The following is a 19,215-nucleotide window of genomic DNA, read 5'->3' on the forward strand; positions in this document are numbered from 1 at the left end:
AGCACCCCGCGCCCCCCCCGCCGCCGGCCGCGTCGAGCGCGACCGCGCAGCACATCGTCGCGTAGTAGGGGGACGCGTGCCACCGGTCCGACCAGCTCCCGTCGGCCGCCTGCCGTTCGAGCAGCCAGCCCGCGACCTCCGCCATCGCGGCCGCGTATCGGGGGGAGGCGTCCGGACGGCCGGTGGCGTACTCGCGAAAGCAGTCCAGGACGTGCGCGTTGGTCGTCGTCGAGAACCCCTGCTCGCCCTGCCAGGTCGCGAAGTGCGTCCCGGCCCGGTATCCCCACAGACTGGCGGGCTCCCCGGGCTCCCCGGGCTCCCCGGGCTCCCCGGGCTCCCCGGGCGCGCTCGCCAAAGCGAGGGCGTACAGGGCGACGGAGGTGGTGTCCGCGTCACCGGGCAGTCCTGCTCCCGCCGGGATGCCCTGCGGGCCGAGCCCCTCGTTCAGGCTCCGCAGCACCCGCGCTGGCATGGCGACCGGGACGCCCGCGCGAAGCAGCCAGCTCACCACCCAGCCGCGTTCGAACACGGTGATCGGCATCCCGCACGGCACCGGCCCGCCGTGCAGGCGCGCCACCGCCTCCAGGTGGACGCGCGCCGGATGGCCCGGCTCGGGAGCCCTCCCGGCGCCGAGCCACGCGGCCGTGGCGGCCGGCGAGGCCCCGACCGTCCCGGCCGGCGTGATCGGCACCCCGCGGGCGCCGGCCGCGGCGTCGCCCGCCACCTCCAGGGCGTGCATCAGCTTGTCCGGCAGCACAGCGCCCGCGCGCAGCGCCGAGCGGACGCCGGCCAGTTTGTCGGCCCGCATGCCCGGTGGCAGGGGCAGCGACGCCGCCCCGTCCCCCAGGGCGGAGGGGGCCAGGCCGGCCGCCCGCAGGGCCGCCAGGTGCCCGTTCACCGCCTCCACCAGGTACGGGACGATCAGCTCGACCGCCGGCATGTCGGGGCGCGGGCCCGCGTACCCGCCGCGCGACCACCGCAGCAGCGCCCGCAGCCCGCGCTCGGCCGCCGCGGCCGGTGTCCCGTGCCCGCCGTCCAGAGTCGTGGTCGGCGGGCCGCCGCCGCTGGCGCCGCCCGCCGTGCAGCCGCGCCGCAGGTCGGCGAGCAGGGCCTCGGTGGCGCTCAGCGTGGGCACCAGGGCGTAGTCGTCATGCACGCCCCACGAGCCGTCCGGTCGCTGGGCGCCCGTCAGGAACGCCACGCGCTCGGCGTGGCCGGTCAGCCACGGGGCCAGCGTGACCAGCCGCCCGGTCTCGTAGACCGACGCGGTGACCTCGCCCCAGGGGCGCTCCGTCAGCCCCCGCACCAGCGCGCCGGCCCGCGCCGCCAGGTGGCCTGCGGTGTTCCCCGTCGTGTCGCCCGCGGTGGGGGAGGCGTACCCGTTCGCCGAGCCGCCGCGGCTCATGGCCGCGCGGCCGTTGACGTGAGGCGTGGTGCGGTCCGATGCGCCGGGGGGCGGGAGGAGGGCGCTCACAGCCGCCCCCAGTACTCGCCGAGCGCGTAGAAGCCGGCGCAGAAGTCCATCTGGCGCTCCAGGTAGTCGGCCAGTCGCGGGTGGACGTCCCGCACGCCGCCGATCAGCTTCCCGGCCTCGGCGGTGAGCACGGCGACGCGGTCGCCGACCTCTTCGCGCGTGGCGCCGATCAGCAGGGCGTTGACGTCTCCCCAGCTCCGGTCCCGCTCATAGCTGCTCAGGTCGTTGAGCAGCCGCATCACCCGCTGCACCGCGCGGGCCGCCTCGCGCACCTGCCGCGCGGCCGTCGGGGCGTCCGGGCCGCCGGTGGCGATCCAGTGGCAGGTGAACACCAGGCTGAATGCGTGGTTGTCGGCGTTGGCCAGGTACTCCTCCATCGACGGGGTGGCATGGGCGGCCTTCCAGTCCCACTCCCGCACCATCGCCTCGAGCGTGCGCCGCACTTCGTCCTGCCAGATGTCCTCCATCGCCGGCCACGCCGGCGCCCCGGCCAGCCCGGCGCGGATGTCGGCGAGCATCCGGGCAAGGTCGTCCCCGGGTGGCGGCCCCTCGCCGGCCGCCACCTCCAGGCACACCCGCGCGTGGCCGCGGACCTCCTCCGCCGAGGTGAGCGCGTAGTCGATCAGCCAGTCGAGCGCGAACGCCCACAGGCACGCCTTGTTGGCCGTCCTCAGCTCCTCGGCGGTGTGCCGCGGTCCGCTGAACGCCATCGCCATCGCCACCGTGCCGTACAGCGCGGCGTCGAACGGCTTGGCGGAGAACAGGGCGGGGTAGGCGGCCGCCCACTCGGTCATGTGCCGCTGCGATCGTCCGGCGACCGCGGCGGCCCGCCCGCACTCCACGGCGCTCAGGCCGTGCGCGAAGGACGCCGCCATCACAGCGCCCCACGCGGCAGGTGGGGGGCGCGTACCAGTGCCAGCTCCACCTTCTCCTTCGGGCGCAGCGACCCGGCCGCGGCCGGCGTGAAAGGCCCGCCGCCGCGCACCACCGGGCGGAATCGGCTCAGCAGCGCCGCCACGATGAGCGGCGCGGCCATGTCGAACAGATGCCGGCCGAGGCACTGGTGGGGTCCGCCGCCGAAGGGGAAGTAGGCGTACCTGTGCCTGCGCTCCTGCCGGCCGGGCGCGAACCGCTCGGGGTCGAACTCCAGCGGGCGTTCCCAGAACTCGTCCAGCCGGTGGGTCGCGTAGGGGGTGATCAGAACCTGCGCTCCGGCCTCGATCTGCACCCCGCCGACCACGTCGGCCCGCTTGGCCATGCGCGGGAACAGCCAGCCCGCCGGCCGCAGGCGCATCAGCTCCTGCAGGACCATCTTGGTGTAGCGCAGCTCGGGCAGGTGGGAGGCCCGGACCGGCCCATCGCCGACGACCCGGCCGACCTCCTCGTAGAGGCCGGAGGCGACCTCCGGATGGGCGGCGAGCGTCGCCCACAGCCAGGTCAGCGTCGTGGCCGTGGACTCGGCCGCCGCCCCGTAGACGCTGACGACGTCGTCGCGCACCTGTCGCTCGTCGGCCCCCTGCTCCTCGCGGGCCCGGACGAGCGCGGAGAACACGTCGGTACCGGACCGCCGCCGGTCCCGGTCCTGCCTGATCATCGGCAGGACGACGTCGTCGATCCGCTGGACCGCGTCCATGAAGGCCCGGTCGCCGGGGAGCCGGACGCTGTACGGCATCGACGGCAGGAGCAGGCGGAAGGCGATCGAGCGCGCCGCGCGGTCGTAGGCGGGGGACAGGCGGCGCCCGCCCTCACGCGACAGCCGCCCGGCGAACAGCACCTTGATCACTGTCTGGTTGACGACGTCGGCCAGTTCCTCGCCCGCGTCGAACGAGCGCCCCGACGCGGCGTACGGCTCCAGTTCGGCGATCCGCTCGTCCACCGCCGCCGCCATCTGCTCGGCGAGGGAGGCGACGTACCTGGCGGTGAACAAGGGCTGCAGGATCTCGCGGCTGCTCTGCCAGGCGGCTCCGTCGTCCAGGACGCTCGCGCCGAGCAGCCGCTGGAGGGGCCGCCAGAACATCCCCTCGCGCTGGTAGTTCTCCCAGTTGCCGCGCAGGACGTGCTGGACGTCGTCGGGGTGGCTGACGAGGTAGATCGACGGGGTGCCCACGGGCAGCCGGACGATGCCTCCCGCCGACTCCCTCCCCAGTTCCGCCAGCATGTTCACCGGGTCGCGCACGATAGGCGCGAGTATCCGGCGGAGCGGAATTGTTCGGGCACGCCGGGGGGAAGCGACGACCGACATCGTGACTACTCCAATTGTGAGCTGCTTGTGGGGTATCCGGGGTCATGTCTTGACGGCGTGGACTGTTCCGTCTTGCGACGCGGGCACCGGCCCAGACGAGGTCAGGCGTCGGTCGACGGGGCACGTCCGGCCTGTTCGGAGCACGTCTGTGTCGGGCACCGCTCGCCGCATGACCACGAATGCGACAATTGCTTACTCTCCTGGCAAATTGGTGCAGGCCCAATGAGCTATCACGATCTACGACTCCGATCAAGTTTCCGGGCAACTAATGATTTTTTTCGTCAGATATGGTATTTGCTGGTCTTTCCGGGCCCCCGCATCCAAGCGGTCGGCCGGAGATGCCGCGCGCCCGGCTGAGGCTCGGCTAGTCTCGCCACGATTGATCTGATAAGTCGGGAGCTGATGCGTCGTGGAACCGGTATCGGTGGGCCTGATCGGAGCGGGGCCGTGGGCGGAGGCCGTCCACGCCCCCACCATCGCCGCGGGGCCGCACACGCGGCTGACCGGCGTCTGGGCCCGCAGGCCGAGAGCCGCCGCCCGGCTCGGCGTCCCGGTGTACGAGCGCCTCGAGGAGTTGTTCGAGGTCTGCGAGGCCGTCGCCTTCTGCGTGCCGCCCGCCGTGCAGGCCGAACTGGGCGTCCTGGCCGCCCGCGCCGGCAAGGCGCTCCTGCTGGAGAAGCCCCTCGCCGCCGACCTCGACGGGGCCAAGCGCCTGGCCGACGCCGTGGGCGAGGCGGGGGTCGCCTCCCAGATGGTGCTGACCTTCCGCTACTCGGCCACGACCAAGGCGTTCCTCGAACGCGTGCGCGCCATCGAACCGTTCGGCGGATACGCGATGAACGTTTCAGGAGCCCTCTACACCATCGACTCCCCGTGGCGGCAGGAGCGGGGAGCCATCCTGGACGTCGGGCCGCACATGATCGACATGCTGGACGCCTCCCTCGGGCCGGTCACCGGCGTGCGCGCCCACGGCCACACCCTCGGCTGGGTGGGCCTGCTGCTGGAGCACCAGAGCGGCGCGGTGAGCGAGGCGTCGCTGTCCATGGCCGCCCGCGTCGACCACGGCGCCTCCCAGGTCGCGGTGTTCGGCCGCCAGGGCACCGAGACCCTCGACGGCGGCGATCTCGGCTACGACGTCTTCCCCGACATGGTCGCCGAGTTCGCCCACACCGTCCGCCGCGGCGGGGGCCACCCCCTCGACGCCCGCCACGGCCTGCGACTGCAGGAGATCATCGCCGCCGCCGAGGCCCAGCTGCGCTGATCACCGCAGGTCAGGGGCCTCGGGCGCGGGCGGGTTCCGACCCCTCGTGTCCGATCCCGCCGGGGGTTGGTACCGTTCCCCTGACGCGCGCAGCGCAGCGAAGCCGGTGAGAGTCCGGCGCTGTCCCGCAACTGTGAGGCCCTCCGGCCGAGCCAGGTCGCCTGCGTGCCGCGCCGACGCCATCAACCCTCGTGGAAAAGGGTGATCCGTCATTTCGCGGGTCTCTCGATTCCCGGCAACTGGAGGAATCCCCTCGTGAGGCCCGTGCACACGGCCTTGGCGGGCGCGTTGCTGGGTGCGCTGACGCTGGCCGCATGCGGCCAGTCCGGCGGCACCGCAGCAGGCTCCGCCACCCCGGCCACCCCCGCCCCCGCCGCCTCTTCACAGGCGCCCGGCTTCCCGGTCACCGTCCAGGCCGGCAACGGCGCGGTCACCATCCCCGCCAAGCCCGCGCAGATCGTCTCGCTCTCGCCCACCGCGACCGAGAACCTGTTCGCCATCGGCGCCGGCCCGCAGGTCGCCGCGGTCGACGACCAGTCGACCTACCCCGCCGACGCCCCGAAGACCGACCTGTCCGGCTTCAAGCCGAACGCCGAGGCGATCATCGCCAAGAAGCCCGACCTGGTCGTGCTCGCCAACGACACCGGCGGCGTCGTGGCCGCGCTCACCAAGGTCGGCATCCCCGTCCTGCTCGAACCGGCCGCGACCAAGCTGGAGGAGAGCTACGACGAGATCGCCGACCTCGGCGCCGCCACCGGGAACCCCGACAAGGCCGCGCAGGTCACCTCGGACATGAAGGCGCAGATCGAGCGGCTCGCCGCCGCCGCGCCCAAGGACGCCGGGCTGACCTACTTCCACGAACTGGACAACACCCCGTACTCGGTCACCTCCGGCACCTTCATCGGCCAGATCTACGGGATGTTCGGCCTGACCAACATCGCCGACAAGGCCCCGGACGCTGCCGGCGGCTACCCCAAGCTCTCCAGCGAGTTCGTCGCCAAGGCCGACCCGGACCTGATCTTCCTCGCCGACACCAAGTGCTGTGGTCAGTCCAAGCAGACCCTGGCCAAGCGGCCCGGCTGGGGCGGCCTGTCGGCGATCAAGAAGGACCAGGTGTTCCCGATCGACGACGACATCGCCTCCCGCTGGGGCCCGCGCGTCGTCGACTTCGCCAAGGCCGTCGACGCGGCGGTCAAGAAGGCCGCCGGCTGACCGGCCCGGCCCCGAACCACCTGCGAGAACCATGACCGGCACCCGCCCGGACCCCTCCCCGCCCTCCGTGCCCGCCCCTCCCGGCGCCACGGAGGACCACCCCGCCATCTCCCCGGAACCGGCCGCCTCCGGGCAACCGGCCACCGGGGAACCGGCCGCCTCCGCGGAACGGGCCGCCTCCGCGGAGCCGGGGAGGATGCGGCCGGTGGTGCCGTTCGTCGCGGCCGGCCTGCTCGCGGTCTGCCTGCTGGCCGGGCTGATGATCGGCGCGGCCGGGCTGCCGCTCAAGGGCGTCGTGCTGGAACTGCTGGACCGGCTGCCGTTGGTCTCGGTGCACTCCGGGCTGTCCCCGGTCGAGCGCGGGCTGCTCTTCGAGCTCAGGATGCCCCGCGTCGTGCTGGCGGCGATCGTCGGCGGGCTGCTGGCGATGGCGGGCGCCGGCTACCAGGGCGTGTTCCGCAACCCGCTCGCCGACCCGTACCTGCTCGGCGCCGCCGCCGGCGCGGGCCTCACCGCCACTCTGGTCATCGTCCTGGTCCAGGCCGAGGGGCTGGTGCCGCTGGCGGCCTTCGGCGGGGCGATCGGCGGCGTGCTGCTGGCGTACGCGCTGGGCAACACGGCCGCGCGAGGCGGCGGCACCGCGACCCTGGTCCTGGCCGGGGTGGCGGTGGCCTCCTTCCTGTCGGCGTTGCAGGCGTTCGTCCAGCAGGTCAAGGTCGAGCAGCTCCAGCGCATCTACTCGTGGATCCTCGGCGGCATCGGCGGCGACTGGTCGCAGGTGTGGCTCGTCGCCCCCTACGCCCTGGTCTCGGCGGCCGTGCTGATGGCGCACGGCCGCCTGCTCGACGTGCTGTCGGTCGGGGACGACGAGGCCGGCAGCCTCGGGGTGAACGCGGCTCGCGTCCGGCTCGTGGTGCTGTGCGCGGCCTCGCTGGCCACGGCGTCGGCGGTGGCCGTCAGCGGGCTCATCGGGTTCGTCGGCATCGTCGTGCCGCACGCCGTCCGCCGCCTCGCGGGCGGGTCCTACCGGGTGGTGCTGCCGATCTCGCTGCTGGCGGGGGCCGCGTTCCTGGTGCTCGCCGACCTGGTCGCCCGCACCGTCCTGGCCCCGGCCGAACTGCCCATCGGCGTGGTCACGGCCTTCATCGGCGCCCCCTTCTTCGTCGCGGTGCTGCGCGCCACCAGGGCGGTGGAGGCATGACCACGAGGAGACGGTCGTGAGCGCGATCGAGGTGAGCGGGCTGTCGGTGTCGCTCGGCGGGCGGACGGTGCTGTCGGACGTCGGGTTGTCGGCGCGCGACGGCGAGTGGCTTGCGGTCATCGGCCCGAACGGCGCCGGCAAGTCCACGCTGCTGCGCGCGATGATGGGCCTGCTGGACGCGCGGGGCGAGGTGCTGGTGGACGGGCTGCCCGCGCGCTCGCTCAAGCCGCGGCAGCGGGCCCGGCTGATGGCCTACGCCCCCCAGAACCCCCTGCTCCCGCCCGGCCTGACCGTCCTGGAGTACGCCCTGCTGGGACGCACCCCCTACATCTCCTACCTCGGCCGCGACGGCAGGCACGACCGCGAGGTCACCGAGTCCGTCCTGGAACGCCTGGACCTGGCCGGCCTCGCGCGCCGGCCGCTCGCCCACCTGTCCGGCGGCGAGCGCCAGCGGGTCGTGCTCGCGCGGGCACTGGTCCAGCGGGCGCCCGTGCTGCTGCTCGACGAGCCGACGACCGCCCTCGACCTCGGGCACCAGCAGCAGGTGCTCGAACTGGTCGATCGGCTGCGCCTGGCGGACGGGCTGACGATCGTCACGACCGTCCACGACCTCAGCGTGGCCGGGCAGTACGCCGACCGGGTCCTGCTGATCGCCGACGGCCGTGCCGTCGCCTCCGGGCCGGTCGGCCGGGTGCTCACCGAGCCGCTGCTGGCCGCCACCTTCGGCGCTCACGTCCGCGTCGCCCAGGGCGAGGACGGCCGCCCCCTGGTCAACCTCGTCCGCCCCGCCGCCCCCGTGCCCTCCCGCCCAGCGGGCGGTCCGGAGGAGACGGGCGGTCCGGAGGAGGGTGAGGCGTGCTCTCCCTGAGCCATCGGCATGAGGACGGCGCCCGTCTGGCCTGTTTGCTGTGGCGGCTCGGGCCCGGATGGCGGGCCGTCTCCTCGGCCATGCTGGGAGGCGGCATCGGCCCGGTGGAGTGGGTGCTGAACGCGCAGGTCGTCGGCGCCTACTCGCGGATGGACCCGGTCGCGCACCTGCTCGAACTCGCGCCACCCGGACGCGGGGTCGGCATGCTGACGGCGGCCTCGGTCGCCGACCACACCCGTGCGCACGACGGGGGAGTGGACGCCGTGGCCACCGTGGGCCTGCGCGTCCCCACCTGGGCCGCCTCCCCCGAAGGCATCCCCGACCCAGAACTCCGCCCCACCCCCGAACCCCGTCCAGCCCCCGAACCCCGTCCAGCCCCCGAACCCCGTCCAGCCCCCGAACCCCGTCCAGCCCCCGAACTCCGCCCCGCCCCTCAACCTCGCTCCGCCCCGGAGTCCGGGCCGGCCTCCGGACTCCCTCCGGCCACTGGGCCGTACCCGGACCGCGACTCCAGCGCCCGGGGAGGGCCGGACACCCGGCCGGTCTTCCCGGCGCCGGGGACCATCAACATCATCGTGGCCGTCCCGGTGGCGATGAGCGACGCCGCCCTGGTCAACGCCGTGATGACCGTGACCGAGGCGAAGGCGCAGGCCCTGGCCGAGGCGGGGTACGCCTGCACGGGCACCGCCTCGGACGCCGTGTGCGTCGCGGTCCGCGCCGAGGGCCCGGAGGAGCCGTTCGGCGGCCCGAGGTCCACGTGGGGCGCCCGCGTCGCCAGAGCCGTGCACCGCTGCGTCCTCGCCGGCGCCCACGCCTGGCCCACCCTCGACCACACCCCCGCCTCCCCCTCCCGTCCGTTGCCTCCACATCCTTGGCCCACCACCTGAGACGACCGGCTCACCCCACTCCCAGACCCACGCTCCGGCCGTCGTCGATGCGGATCAGCGGCAACGCCGATCTCCGGAAGGGGCGCGGCGTACACTCACGATGTGGACGCCGCGCGTGATTACGACGACCTGCATGCCCTGGTGGACCGGCTCAAGCCAGACCAGGCACGCCGGTTGCGCGCGGTCGCCCTGCGTCTGGTCCAGTCCGGCGACGTCCCCGAAGGGGCGAGTGCGGAGCAATCGGGCAGACGCCGGCTCTCCTTCATCGGCATGATGAACTCCGGGGTGGGCGATCTCGCCGAACGGCATGAAGAAGTCCTCAAGGAGGGCTTGGATCGTCCGATGTGACGACCCTTCTCGATACCGGCCCGCTCGTGGCGGCCCTGGACGCCGACGACAAGAGCCACCACCGCTGTGCGGAGTTCCTGGAAACGGCTTCTGGCCCCCTCCTGGTTCCCGCCCCTGTCATGGTCGAGGTGTGCTGGCTGCTCGAGAAGTACCGTGGTGCCCGCGCCGAGGCCGCTTTCATCGACTCTCTCGTCACCGAGCAGATGACCTTGCTCGATCTGGCCGATGGCGATCTCGCCCGTGTGGCCCACCTGGTGCGGACGTACGCGGACCTGCCGCTCGGCGTGGTGGACGCCTCGGTCATCACGATCGCCGAGCGGCTGCAGCTTCGGGAGATAGCGACGCTCGATCATCGCCATTTCCGCGTGGTGCGGCCGGTTCATGTGCCCGCGTTCAGGTTGCTTCCTTGGCCGCCGAGCCGGTGCCGCCGGCCGTCGGCCGTGGCGGGGGGCTAGGAGGTGAAGGCGACGGTGGTGAGGGTGTGGTCGATGGTGGGCTGGTGGCATTTGCCGGGTGGGCAGAAGAAGGCGAGGAGGCCGACGGGCTGGCCCTGGCCGCGGCCGATGATGTAGACGATCAGGTCGAGGCGTCCCTGCTGGGCCGGGTCGTTGACCACGCCGGTCAGGCGGAAGGCGGGCTTGCCCGCCACGGTGTCGGTGGTGAGCGCCGAGGCGAAGTCGGCCGGGCCCGGCAGCACGAAGCTCAGGCTGCGCTTAAGGGTCTCGGGCGGGTCTGAGGTGGTGATGGCGTCGTTGAGCTCGGCGAACACGCCCGTCGCCCGTTCGGGGTGGGTGCCGAGCAGCGCGTTGACCGCCGTCCAGTCGGAGGCGATCGGCACGGAGAAGAGCGCGTCGAACTCCGCCGCCGCCGGTGAGACGACCGCGTACTCGTCGGCGTGCGTGCGCGCCTCCCACCCGCCCGGGTACTCGAAGGTCATCGGCGCCGCCGTGCTGCCGGGATAGCGCTTGGCCCCCAGGGGAGCCGTCCCCTGGTTGAGCAGCAGGGTGGCGGCGACCGCGACCGCGACCACCGCCGCGCCGGCGCCCACCAGCGCGCCCGCCAAACGGCCGCGCCGGCGCCGGGGCGCGGCGGGACGCGGGCCGGTGGCCACGCCCGGCCGGGTGGCCGGGCCGAGGGAGGCGTGCTGGGACCCCGCCGGGTCCGCCGCGGCGAACGCACGCAGGGAGGTCGTCGGCTCGGCCGAGCCCATGGCCTCGCCTCGCGGCCCGGAATGGCCGTCGTACGGGCCGTCGTACGGCCCGGCGGGCGCGTACGGCGGCTCGCCGCCTGCGTGCGGGCCGGGGTGGGCGTACGGGGGGTCGGTCGCGGGCGCGGCGTGCCGGCCCGGACTCGCCTGCTGCACGCCGGTGGGCTGGTCGTCGGAGCTGATCGCGTCCCGCAGGGCGGCGACGAACTGGCGGCAGGTGACGTACCGCTCGTTCGGCGACTTGGCCAGGGCGCGGAGCATCACCTGGTTGACCGAGTGCGGCAGGTCGGGCCGGTAGGGGGTGAGCGGCGGCGGGTCGTGCGATACGTGCGCGTACAGCAGGGCCAGTTCGGTGTCCCGCTGGAACGGCGGCGACCCGGTGAGCGCCTCGTAGACGACGCAGGCGAACGCGTACAGGTCGCTGCGGCCGTCCACGGGCAGCCCGCGGATCTGCTCGGGCGCCACGTAGCGCGGGGTCCCCATGAAATGGCCGTGGCTGGTCAGCCCCGCCTCGGAGAAGGTGCTCTTGGTGAGCCCGAAGTCGGTGAGGTAGACGTGCTCGGGGTCACGTTCGGACCCGTCGGCGACCAGGATGTTGGCCGGCTTGACGTCCCTGTGCACGAGCCCGTGCTGGTGGGCGGCGTCCAGCGCCGAGGCGATCTGGGAGAACAGGCGGTAGGCGCGGGCCACCGGCAGCGGGCCGCTGCCCTGGATGAGTTTGCGCAGGTCGGCTCCGTCGACGTACCGCATGGCGATGAACAGCAGGTCGCCGTTCTCGCCCGCCTCGTAGATCGGGATGATGTTGGGGTGGTCGACGGCCGCGACCAGGCGCGACTCGCGGACGAACCGGTCGCGGAAGCGCTGGTCCGCCGACAGTTGCGGCGCCAGCACCTTCAGCGCCACGGCGCGGCCGAGCCGCCGGTCGCGCGCCCGGTAGACCGTCGCCATGCCGCCGCGCCCGACGACCGCCTCGATGAGGTAGTCGGCCACCTGGGTGCCGATCAGCGGCGGCATCGAGAAACCCTGTTCGCTCATTGGTCCACCGGGTTCCCGCAGAAGCCGCAGAAACGGTGCGCCTTCTGCAACCGCATGCCGCACTGCGTGCAGAACCGCGCCTGCGCGCCGGACGCGCTCCCCTCAGGGCCGCCGGCCGGCGTACCCGGACCCCCGGCGGGCGTGGCGGGGCCGGCGGCCGGCGTGCCCGATCCGCCGGTGGGCGTGGCCGGGCCGCCCGCGGGCGTGCCGGCGACACCGGCGGGCGTTGACGGCCCGCCGGCCGGGGCCGGGCCCGCCTGCTGGCCTGTGCCGGGCGCGCCGAACGGGGACTGGCGGTACGGGGGGAAGGAGCCGTCGCCCGGGTGCGGCGGTTCCATCGCCTGGGTGCCGCCCGCCGGCCTCCCGGAGCCGCCCCCGGGGCCCGCCGGGGCGAGAGAGCCGAGCGAACCCGCCGGGCCCGCAGTCGTACCGGAGACCCCCGAGACCGCGGGGAAGGATTCGAGAACGCCGTCGCCCGCCGCCTCGCCGGCCGTCCGGCGGCGCCGCCGCAGCATGAGCGGCACCGCGACGGCGACCGCGGCGGCGACGGCGACGATGCCGGCGGACACCGGCAACAGCAGCGGCGCGAGGCCGGAGGCCTTCTGGGCGACGGCCGGAGCCTTGCTCTGCCCGCCCGAAGGGGTGCCCGCGCGGTTGGCCCGGGCGGTGCGCAGGTGGTCCTGGGCGACGGCGTGGTCGGGACGCAGCCGCAGCACCTGCTCCAGGACCGGGATCGCGTTGGCGTAGAACTTGTTGTGGAACGGCGCGAGCGCCGTCTCGTACACCACGTCCACCGGCCCCCGCCGGGCGGTCACGTCGGCGGCCACCAGCGCGGCCCGGATGTCGTCCACCGGGGTCAGCGTCGCCGCGTCGCCGCTGCCGGTGAGCAGGCCGATGACCTCGCTCCTGCCGTCGTCGATCACGGCGCCGCCGTCGCCGTCCTCGCTCAGGAACGTGGCGAGCTTGGCGCGTTCGGCCTCTTTGAACGTGCGCCCGCCCGGCGGGTCGAGGTGGGCCGTCTGGACCTTCGGCGGGGCCTTGGCGCTGGGCCGGCTCGGCAGGCCGATGGTGTCCACCGACTCGACGCCGCTGCCCAGCGTCGTGCCGAGCGGCACGGTGGGCAGCGTGCCGTCCTCGCCGCCCTTGGTGAGCTTGAGCACGGCGGGCGAGCCGGGCGAGGCGCCGGTGCGCAGCAGGTCGGCCGGGTACCCCTCGGGCACGGGCGGGTCCGCGTACGGGAACACCGTGATCTTGGGGGCTGTGGTGGCGATGCAGTTGGAGTTCTGCCTGTGCGGCGGGTAGCAGGCCTGCAGGCGGGCGTTGAGCTCGGGGTTCTTCAGCTTGTGCCGGGAGAAGTCGGCCGGGATCTTGACCTTGAAGTACTCAGAGAAGACCCGGTTGGCGGCGTAGACGGCGGGGTCCTTGCTCGGCCGCACGACGCCGGTGGCGGTGACCACGACGCCTTCGGGGGAGACGGTGAACCCGCTGCCGGTGCCGACCGGCGTGTCGTACTCGCGCACGACCTGCTGGATGACCCCTCGGTCGTCGAGCAGGTTGATGGTCACGTGGGCCTTCGCCTCCACGCGGACCGTTCCAGGGGTCACTCGGTCGGTGGAGCCGCTGGGATGGGGGTGCATGGGAAGGATGAGCGATCCGAGGACGCTCAGCCCCGCGACGAGGTGGTGCAGGCGGGGCATCTCCGCCTCCTGTTCCGGACCTGGTTGAGTCCAGAGTCTCAGCGCGGACAGCCTCGTTCAAGGCTCCTCCGGCCGCCGTCACGCACTTGCAATCGGTCGTTGAACGATCTGCGACAGCCATTTCGCGATCTTGAACGACTTGGAGGCCGCTTGGAGGCGGCGGCGGCGCGGACGCTCACGCGAAGGTCGCGTGCCGGGTTTCCCGTCAGGTGGCGTCATGCATGTATATTTTTCGTACATAACCGGACATTGGTGGAAGATATTTAACCGACGAAGGGATGGGGCGGTATGAGGGCCTTTCCGCGGGTGCTGTTCGACGAGGCGCACAACGAGTCGTGGACGATCCGCCGCGAGGTCGCCGAGGCGATCAACCCGGCGCACCCCGACGACAACAGCTACGCCCGCGCCGCGCAGGTCCTGCGCCGCCTCGGCCACACCGTCACCGCGCACACCGAGGGCCCGGTCACCCCGGCCGTGCTCAACGCCCACGACGTCTACGTCGTCGCCCACCCCTCCGCCGACCGGTGGGAGCGCACCACCGGGCTCGGCAGCCCCGCCTTCCCCGCCGAGGAGATCGACGCCATCGAGCGGTACGTCTCCGAGGGCGGCGGCCTGATCGTGCTCGCCGAGTGCGAGCAGGAGAAGTACGGCAACAACCTCGGCGAGCTGCTCGCCCGCTTCGGCGTCGGCGTCGAGCACACCACCGTCCAGGACCCGGGCAACTCCTACAACGGCGTGGCCACCTGGGTGCTTGGCGCCCCGGTCCCCGGAGCGGGGGACGACCTGACCGCCGGCGCCCGCGAGGCCTGCTTCTACCGGGCGGGCGTGCTCACCGCGCCCGAGGGCGCGACCGTCCTGTTCGCGACCTCGGCCTCCGCCGACCCGGCCGGACGCCCCCTCGCCCTGGCCCTGCGCCACGGCGAGGGCCGGGTGGTCGTCTTCGCCGACTCCGACCTGTTCGGCGACGACTCCATCGACGACCTGCGGCACGCCCGGCTGTGGGGCAACGTCGTCACCTGGGCCGCACGGGTACCGGCGAGCACGGGCGGCGCGAGCTCCTCCGACGAGGCCTTCGCCGAGCTCAAGGACGCGGTCGAGGCACTGCGCCCCCTCACCGCCAAGGACGGCTCGGTCGCCGACGCCGCGGCCGCCTCGCCCCTCGTCGACCGCGTCGTCACCGCCGTCGAGACGCTGGCCCCGCGCTTCCCGCACGACCGGGACTACCTCGCCGCCGTCGTCGCCGACCTGCGCGCCTGGCAGGCGGGCGGGTTCGGCGTGCCCGACTTCCTGGACTCGCTGAACGCCTTCCACCCCGACACCCAGCGGGTGGACGGGCTGGAGCACCTGGTCGTGTTCCCGATGTACACCCAGAACGGCAACCCCGGCCGCAACCTGGAGGCCGTCTGGATCCGCACGGTGTGGCCCGACTGGCTCGCCGAGCTGGAGAGCGGGCAGTACGACAACCCCATGTTCGTGCCGATCGCCTTCGTCGACTTCACCGCCGGGTACGACACCAACAGCGCGGTGCTGTTCCCCGAGACCGTCGCCGTCCGCGAGACCCCGCCCCGGTTCACCTGGGGCGCCATCTTCTGCGACCGCGAGGCCGCGCGGTTCCGCGGCGTCAGCCGCGCCGCCGCCGACACCCTCAAGCTCGCCCTGCCGCCGGACGCCGCCCGCCTGCTCTCCAGCCAGGAGCTCGCCCAGGACACCTTCGTGCTCTGGGACCTCGTCCACGACCGGACCCACAGCCACGGCGACCTGCCGTTCGACCCCTTCATGATCAAGCAGCGGATGCCGTACTGGCTGTACTCGCTGGAGGAGCTGCGCTGTGACCTGACCGCGTTCGGCGAGGCCGTCGCGCTGGAGGGGCGGGGCGTGCCGCACGCCCGGTACGTGCAGTACGCGATCCTGTTCGACCGGCTGTTCCGCTTCCCGATCACCGGCGAGCGGGTGCGCAACTACGACGGCCTCGGCGGCCAGCTGCTGTTCGCCTACCTGCACCGCAACGACGTCGTCCGCTGGACCGACAACCGGCTGTCCATCGACTGGGACCGGGTCGCCGACTGCGTGGCCGACCTGCGCGGCGAGGTGGAGAAGCTCTACCGCGACGGCATCGACCGCTCCAAGCTCGCGCACTGGCTGGCCGCCCACCAGCTCGTCGCCTCCTACGTCGCCCCGCACCCCGCGTCGGTGTGGAACCGCGGCGCCGACGCCCTGCCGGTCGAGGGTTTCCCGAAGGCCGTGGTGGACGCGGTGCTGCCCGACGAGTTCCCCCTGAGCATGTTCTACGAGGCCCTGCGTCGTAAGCTTTCCGGAGTCATCGAGGCGACGAAGGGAATCCGCGCGTGAGCCAGGGCGACCAGGGCGGGCCGGCGAGCAGAGTGGTGGTCGTCGCCGGGGCCGGCGGGCCCACCGGCCGGGCGGTCACCGCGCGGCTCGCCGCGCGCGGCGACACCGTGATCGGCCTCGGCCGGCGCGCCTCCGACGGCGTGACCGCGGTCGACCTGACCGACGGCGAGGCCGTCCGCGAGGCGGCGAGCCGCATCGGCGCCGAGCACGGCAGGGTCGACGGGGTGGTCCACCTCGTCGGCGGCTGGCGCGGGTCCAAGACCTTCGCCGACACCGACCTCGTCGACTGGGACGCCCTGCACGAGGCGATCGTCCGCACCCTGCAGAACGTCTCGCTCGCCTTCGAGCCGCTGCTGCGCGACAGCGACGACGGCCGGTTCGCCATCGTCTCGGCCAAGGCCGCGCGGGAGCCCACCCAGGGCAATGCCGCCTACGCCGCCGCCAAGGCCGCGGCCGAGGCGTGGACGCTCGCCCTGGCCGACGCGCTCCGCGGCACCCGCAGCGCCGCCGCCATCCTGGTGATCAAGGCGCTGGTCAACGACGACATGCGGGCGGCGAGCCCCGACCGCAGGTTCCCCGGCTTCACCGACGTCGACGACCTGGCCGCCGCCGTCGCCGGGCTGTGGGACCGCCCGGCCGCCGAGGTCAACGGCCTGCGGGTCGACCTGACGACGTGACCGACCACCACCGGCACCACCAGCACGACACGCGGGGGCACGACCACATGACCCAGGCACGGCGCCGCCACGACCCCGAGGTCAAGGCGTTCGCGAGCGACAACTACGCGGGCGTCCACCCGGAGGTCCTCCAGGCGGTCGCGCTCGCCAACGGCGGCCACCAGATCGCCTACGGCGAGGACGTCTACACCGAGGCGCTCCAGGAGGTCTTCCAGCGGCACTTCGGGCCGCAGGCCCAGGCGTGGCCGGTGTTCAACGGCACCGGCGCCAACGTCGTCGGCCTGCGGGCGATGACCGCGCCGTGGGAGGCCGTCATCTGCGCCGAGAGCGCCCACGTCAACACCGACGAGGGCGGCGCGCCCGAGCAGATGGCCGGGCTCAAGCTGCTCACCGTGCCCACACCCGACGGCAGGCTCACCCCCGAGCTGATCGACCGGCAGGCATGGGGCTTCGGGGACGAGCACCACGCCCAGCCCAAGGTCGTGACGATCACCGAGAGCACCGAGCTCGGCACCGTCTACACCCCCGAGCAGATCGCGGCGATCTCCGCGCACTGCCGCGAGCTCGGGCTGCTGCTGCACCTCGACGGGTCACGCCTGGTCAACGCCGCGGCGGCGCTGGAGGTGCCGCTGCGGGCGCTGACCACCGACGTGGGCGTGGACGTGCTGTCCTTCGGCGGCACCAAGAGCGGGCTGATGTTCGGCGAGGCCATCGTCGTGCTGAACCCCTCGGCCGTCCGCGGGCTGGTCTACCTGCGCAAGAGCTCGATGCAGCTCGCCTCGAAGATGCGGTTCGTCTCGGCGCAGTTCGAGGCGCTGCTCGCCGGCGACCTGTGGCTGCGCAACGCGCGCAACGCCAACGCCATGGCCGCGCGCCTGGCCGCCGCCGTGCGGGACATCCCCGGCGTCTCCCTGACCAGGGCGGTCGAGGCCAACGCCGTCTTCGCCGTCCTGCCCCGCGAGGCGGCCGACCGCCTGCGCAAGAGGTTCCGGTTCTACACCTGGAACGAGGCCACCGGCGAGGTCCGCTGGATGACCGCCTTCGACACCACCGAGGCCGACGTGGACGCCTTCGCCGCCGCCGTCGCCGAGGAGCTCTCCGCCTCCTGACGCCCCGCCGCGCCCGGGCCCGCCCGCGCCTCGACGCGGGTCAGGGCTTGGCGCCCCGGGCGGTGAGCAGTTCGGTCATGTAGCCGATCTCGCCGTTCTGCGTGTCCACGATGCTCTGCGCCATCGTGCGCACCTCGTCGCGGGTGGTCAGCTTCAGCACCGCCTTGGCCATGTCCACGCCTCCCTGGTGGTGGCGGATCATGAGCTGGAGGAAGATGACCTCGGCGTCCTTGCCCTTGGCGGCCTTCAGGCGCTTCAGCTCCTCCGGCGTCGCCATGCCCGGCATCATCGCCGCGCCGCCCGCCGCCGCGACGGGGGCCGCGGACCCGCCGTGCCCGCCGTGGCCCGCCATCCAGGCCATCACCGGCCGCGAGCCCGCCTGGTCCAGGCCCCACTGCTGCAGCCAGCCCATGAAAATTCCACGCTGCGCGGTCTGGGTGGTGATGATGTCGTAGGACAGTCCCCGGATCGCGGAGTCGGCGGTCTCGTCGCGCACGGTGAAGCTCATCTCGACGGCCTGCGCGTGGTGTACCGCCATGTCACGCGCGAAACCGGCCTCCGGGGAGGCGTCTCCCGGCGGCGCGGACCTGCCGAACAGCAGGAAGGTGGCGACGGCCGTCACCGCGCAGGTGAGCAGCGCGACCAGGACCAGACGTGAGCGTGAGTTGACCATTGCCAGCCAATATGAGGGGTCGTGCCAGACGTTGAACGCAAACGTTATTACCTACCCACTATCCTCCACATAAGTATCGGCAGCTTGACCACACACGTCCTGAACGGCCGTTGGAGGAAACACGATGGGCAAGGAGAGGACGCAGGCACGGCGGGAGCATCTCGCCCAGATGCGCGCCGTGCAGAAGCGCAAGGAACGGCGCTCGGCGATGCTCATGTGGGGTGTCGGCGCCTTCGTCATCGTCCTCGTCGTGGGCCTGGTCGGCTTCTACGTGATCAGGGAGAACGCCGCGGGCTCGCTCGACGCGGTGAAGACCTTCAGCTACAAGGCCTCCCAGCACACCGCGATCAAGGTCAACTACAAGGAGACGCCGCCGGTCGGCGGCGAGCACAACCCGCAGTGGCAGCAGTGCGGCCCCTACGACGGGCCGATCAATCCCGAGAACGGCGTGCACTCCATGGAGCACGGCGCGGTCTGGATCACCTACCGGCCCGACCTGCCCAAGGCCCAGGTGGACAAGCTCAAGGCCATGGTGACCTCTGACTACATCCTGCTCAGCCCGTACCCGGGTCTGACGGCGCCGGTCGTGGTGAGCTCCTGGAACCACCAGCTCGCCCTCACGGGCGCCGACGACGCGCGCCTGCCGCGGTACATCACCAAGTACAAGCAGAACCCGAGCACGACGCCCGAGTACGGCGCCACCTGCGGCGGCGATCAAGCCACCTCGGCGCTGGCCGCCGACAACCCGATCCCCACCACGTCGCCCACCCCGGCGCCGAACGCGTCGGCCGCTCCCAGCGAGTCGCCGGCCCCGGCCGAGTCGTCGGCCATGCCGAGCGCGACGCCCAGCTCCTGACCCGTCCCGCGCCCAGCGGCGGCGGAACCGGGCCGGCCCGCGGAGGTTCGCCTCCGCCGGCCGGCCCTGTCATGTCCGTGTCTCCGCCGCCCCCGCCGCTCTCGCCGTCCGGTGCGGCG

17 protein-coding genes and 1 riboswitch are annotated in these 19,215 nt (G+C 73.3%); of the genes, 11 read left to right on the forward strand and 6 right to left on the reverse strand.

Going from position 1 to position 19,215, the window contains the following annotated elements:
* The 3 genes from ABZU32_RS25385 to ABZU32_RS25395 form a co-directional block, all read right to left on the reverse strand.
* Positions 1-1,474: prenyltransferase/squalene oxidase repeat-containing protein (locus tag ABZU32_RS25385; protein WP_354925773.1), on the reverse strand; the 1,474-nt coding region annotated here is incomplete at its 3' end.
* A complete protein-coding gene (locus tag ABZU32_RS25390) occupies positions 1,471-2,349 on the reverse strand; it encodes a terpene synthase family protein (RefSeq protein ID WP_354925776.1) in 879 nt (292 codons plus the stop codon). The genes ABZU32_RS25390 and ABZU32_RS25385, both read right to left, overlap by 4 nt.
* On the reverse strand, positions 2,349-3,650 hold the full coding sequence (locus tag ABZU32_RS25395; protein WP_354925779.1) for a cytochrome P450: 1,302 nt from the start codon (positions 3,648-3,650) through the stop codon (positions 2,349-2,351). Before ABZU32_RS25395 ends, ABZU32_RS25390 begins: the two co-directional genes overlap by 1 nt.
* A gap of 475 nt (positions 3,651-4,125) precedes the next feature.
* On the opposite strand from ABZU32_RS25395, the gene ABZU32_RS25400 reads away from it, so the two are divergent.
* The 7 genes from ABZU32_RS25400 to ABZU32_RS25430 all read left to right on the forward strand — a co-directional run bounded on the left by ABZU32_RS25400 (position 4,126) and on the right by ABZU32_RS25430 (position 9,948).
* The gene (locus ABZU32_RS25400) at positions 4,126-4,977 is read left to right on the forward strand and encodes a Gfo/Idh/MocA family oxidoreductase (protein ID WP_354843764.1); all 852 of its coding nucleotides are present in this window, start codon (positions 4,126-4,128) and stop codon (positions 4,975-4,977) included.
* Between the two features lie 102 nt (positions 4,978-5,079).
* A riboswitch (cobalamin riboswitch) is annotated at positions 5,080-5,134 on the forward strand.
* Between the two features lie 98 nt (positions 5,135-5,232).
* Positions 5,233-6,189: an ABC transporter substrate-binding protein gene (locus tag ABZU32_RS25405; protein WP_354925782.1), complete on the forward strand. Its 957-nt coding sequence runs from the start codon at positions 5,233-5,235 to the stop codon at positions 6,187-6,189.
* A gap of 196 nt (positions 6,190-6,385) precedes the next feature.
* Complete coding sequence (locus ABZU32_RS25410) at positions 6,386-7,390, forward strand: iron ABC transporter permease (RefSeq protein ID WP_354925945.1); 1,005 nt, start codon at positions 6,386-6,388, stop codon at positions 7,388-7,390.
* 16 nt (positions 7,391-7,406) lie between these two features.
* On the forward strand, positions 7,407-8,258 hold the full coding sequence (locus ABZU32_RS25415) for an ABC transporter ATP-binding protein (RefSeq protein WP_354925785.1): 852 nt from the start codon (positions 7,407-7,409) through the stop codon (positions 8,256-8,258).
* Complete coding sequence (locus ABZU32_RS25420) at positions 8,246-9,145, forward strand: adenosylcobinamide amidohydrolase (RefSeq protein ID WP_354925788.1); 900 nt, start codon at positions 8,246-8,248, stop codon at positions 9,143-9,145. Before ABZU32_RS25415 ends, ABZU32_RS25420 begins: the two co-directional genes overlap by 13 nt.
* A gap of 102 nt (positions 9,146-9,247) precedes the next feature.
* Positions 9,248-9,493, forward strand: a complete 246-nt coding sequence (locus ABZU32_RS25425; RefSeq protein ID WP_354925791.1) for a hypothetical protein — start codon at positions 9,248-9,250, stop codon at positions 9,491-9,493.
* Complete coding sequence (locus ABZU32_RS25430) at positions 9,490-9,948, forward strand: PIN domain-containing protein (RefSeq protein ID WP_354925794.1); 459 nt, start codon at positions 9,490-9,492, stop codon at positions 9,946-9,948. Before ABZU32_RS25425 ends, ABZU32_RS25430 begins: the two co-directional genes overlap by 4 nt.
* Here ABZU32_RS25430 and ABZU32_RS25435 read toward each other — a convergent pair.
* Both ABZU32_RS25435 and ABZU32_RS25440 read right to left on the reverse strand, forming a co-directional pair.
* The gene (locus ABZU32_RS25435; RefSeq protein WP_354925797.1) at positions 9,945-11,735 is read right to left on the reverse strand and encodes a protein kinase; all 1,791 of its coding nucleotides are present in this window, start codon (positions 11,733-11,735) and stop codon (positions 9,945-9,947) included. The genes ABZU32_RS25430 and ABZU32_RS25435 overlap by 4 nt on opposite strands.
* Entirely contained in the window at positions 11,732-13,432 is a 1,701-nt protein-coding gene (locus tag ABZU32_RS25440; protein ID WP_354925800.1) for a hypothetical protein, read from the reverse strand. Before ABZU32_RS25440 ends, ABZU32_RS25435 begins: the two co-directional genes overlap by 4 nt.
* A gap of 288 nt (positions 13,433-13,720) precedes the next feature.
* Between ABZU32_RS25440 and ABZU32_RS25445 the strand changes: the two genes are divergently transcribed.
* The 3 genes from ABZU32_RS25445 to ABZU32_RS25455 are packed head-to-tail and all read left to right on the forward strand — an operon-like array spanning position 13,721 to position 17,567.
* Positions 13,721-15,781, forward strand: coding sequence for a DUF6421 family protein (locus ABZU32_RS25445; protein WP_354925803.1), 2,061 nt, complete (start codon positions 13,721-13,723; stop codon positions 15,779-15,781).
* A complete protein-coding gene (locus ABZU32_RS25450; protein ID WP_354925806.1) occupies positions 15,778-16,458 on the forward strand; it encodes an SDR family NAD(P)-dependent oxidoreductase in 681 nt (226 codons plus the stop codon). Before ABZU32_RS25445 ends, ABZU32_RS25450 begins: the two co-directional genes overlap by 4 nt.
* A gap of 47 nt (positions 16,459-16,505) precedes the next feature.
* The gene (locus ABZU32_RS25455; protein WP_354925947.1) at positions 16,506-17,567 is read left to right on the forward strand and encodes a low specificity L-threonine aldolase; all 1,062 of its coding nucleotides are present in this window, start codon (positions 16,506-16,508) and stop codon (positions 17,565-17,567) included.
* Positions 17,568-17,607: 40 nt separating this feature from the next.
* Here the strand turns inward: ABZU32_RS25455 and ABZU32_RS25460 are convergent, their stop codons facing one another.
* Positions 17,608-18,240, reverse strand: coding sequence for a DUF305 domain-containing protein (locus ABZU32_RS25460; RefSeq protein WP_354925809.1), 633 nt, complete (start codon positions 18,238-18,240; stop codon positions 17,608-17,610).
* 124 nt (positions 18,241-18,364) lie between these two features.
* Here ABZU32_RS25460 and ABZU32_RS25465 point away from each other — a divergent pair, with 124 nt between their 5' ends.
* Entirely contained in the window at positions 18,365-19,096 is a 732-nt protein-coding gene (locus tag ABZU32_RS25465; RefSeq protein ID WP_354925812.1) for a DUF3105 domain-containing protein, read from the forward strand.
* Positions 19,097-19,215 lie beyond the last annotated feature (119 nt).

This window comes from Sphaerisporangium sp. NPDC005288 (assembly GCF_040607475.1).
GTDB lineage: Bacteria > Actinomycetota > Actinomycetes > Streptosporangiales > Streptosporangiaceae > Sphaerisporangium > Sphaerisporangium rhizosphaerae.

Coding starts and splice junctions, on each gene's coding strand:
- ABZU32_RS25435 (WP_354925797.1), bottom strand. CDS start 11,735: ATGAGCGAACAGGGTTTCTCGATGCCGCCGCTGATCGGCACCCAGGTG.
- ABZU32_RS25455 (WP_354925947.1), top strand. CDS start 16,506: ATGACCCAGGCACGGCGCCGCCACGACCCCGAGGTCAAGGCGTTCGCG.
- ABZU32_RS25440 (WP_354925800.1), bottom strand. CDS start 13,432: ATGCCCCGCCTGCACCACCTCGTCGCGGGGCTGAGCGTCCTCGGATCG.
- ABZU32_RS25410 (WP_354925945.1), top strand. CDS start 6,386: ATGCGGCCGGTGGTGCCGTTCGTCGCGGCCGGCCTGCTCGCGGTCTGC.
- ABZU32_RS25390 (WP_354925776.1), bottom strand. CDS start 2,349: ATGGCGGCGTCCTTCGCGCACGGCCTGAGCGCCGTGGAGTGCGGGCGG.
- ABZU32_RS25465 (WP_354925812.1), top strand. CDS start 18,365: ATGGGCAAGGAGAGGACGCAGGCACGGCGGGAGCATCTCGCCCAGATG.
- ABZU32_RS25445 (WP_354925803.1), top strand. CDS start 13,721: ATGAGGGCCTTTCCGCGGGTGCTGTTCGACGAGGCGCACAACGAGTCG.
- ABZU32_RS25460 (WP_354925809.1), bottom strand. CDS start 18,240: ATGGTCAACTCACGCTCACGTCTGGTCCTGGTCGCGCTGCTCACCTGC.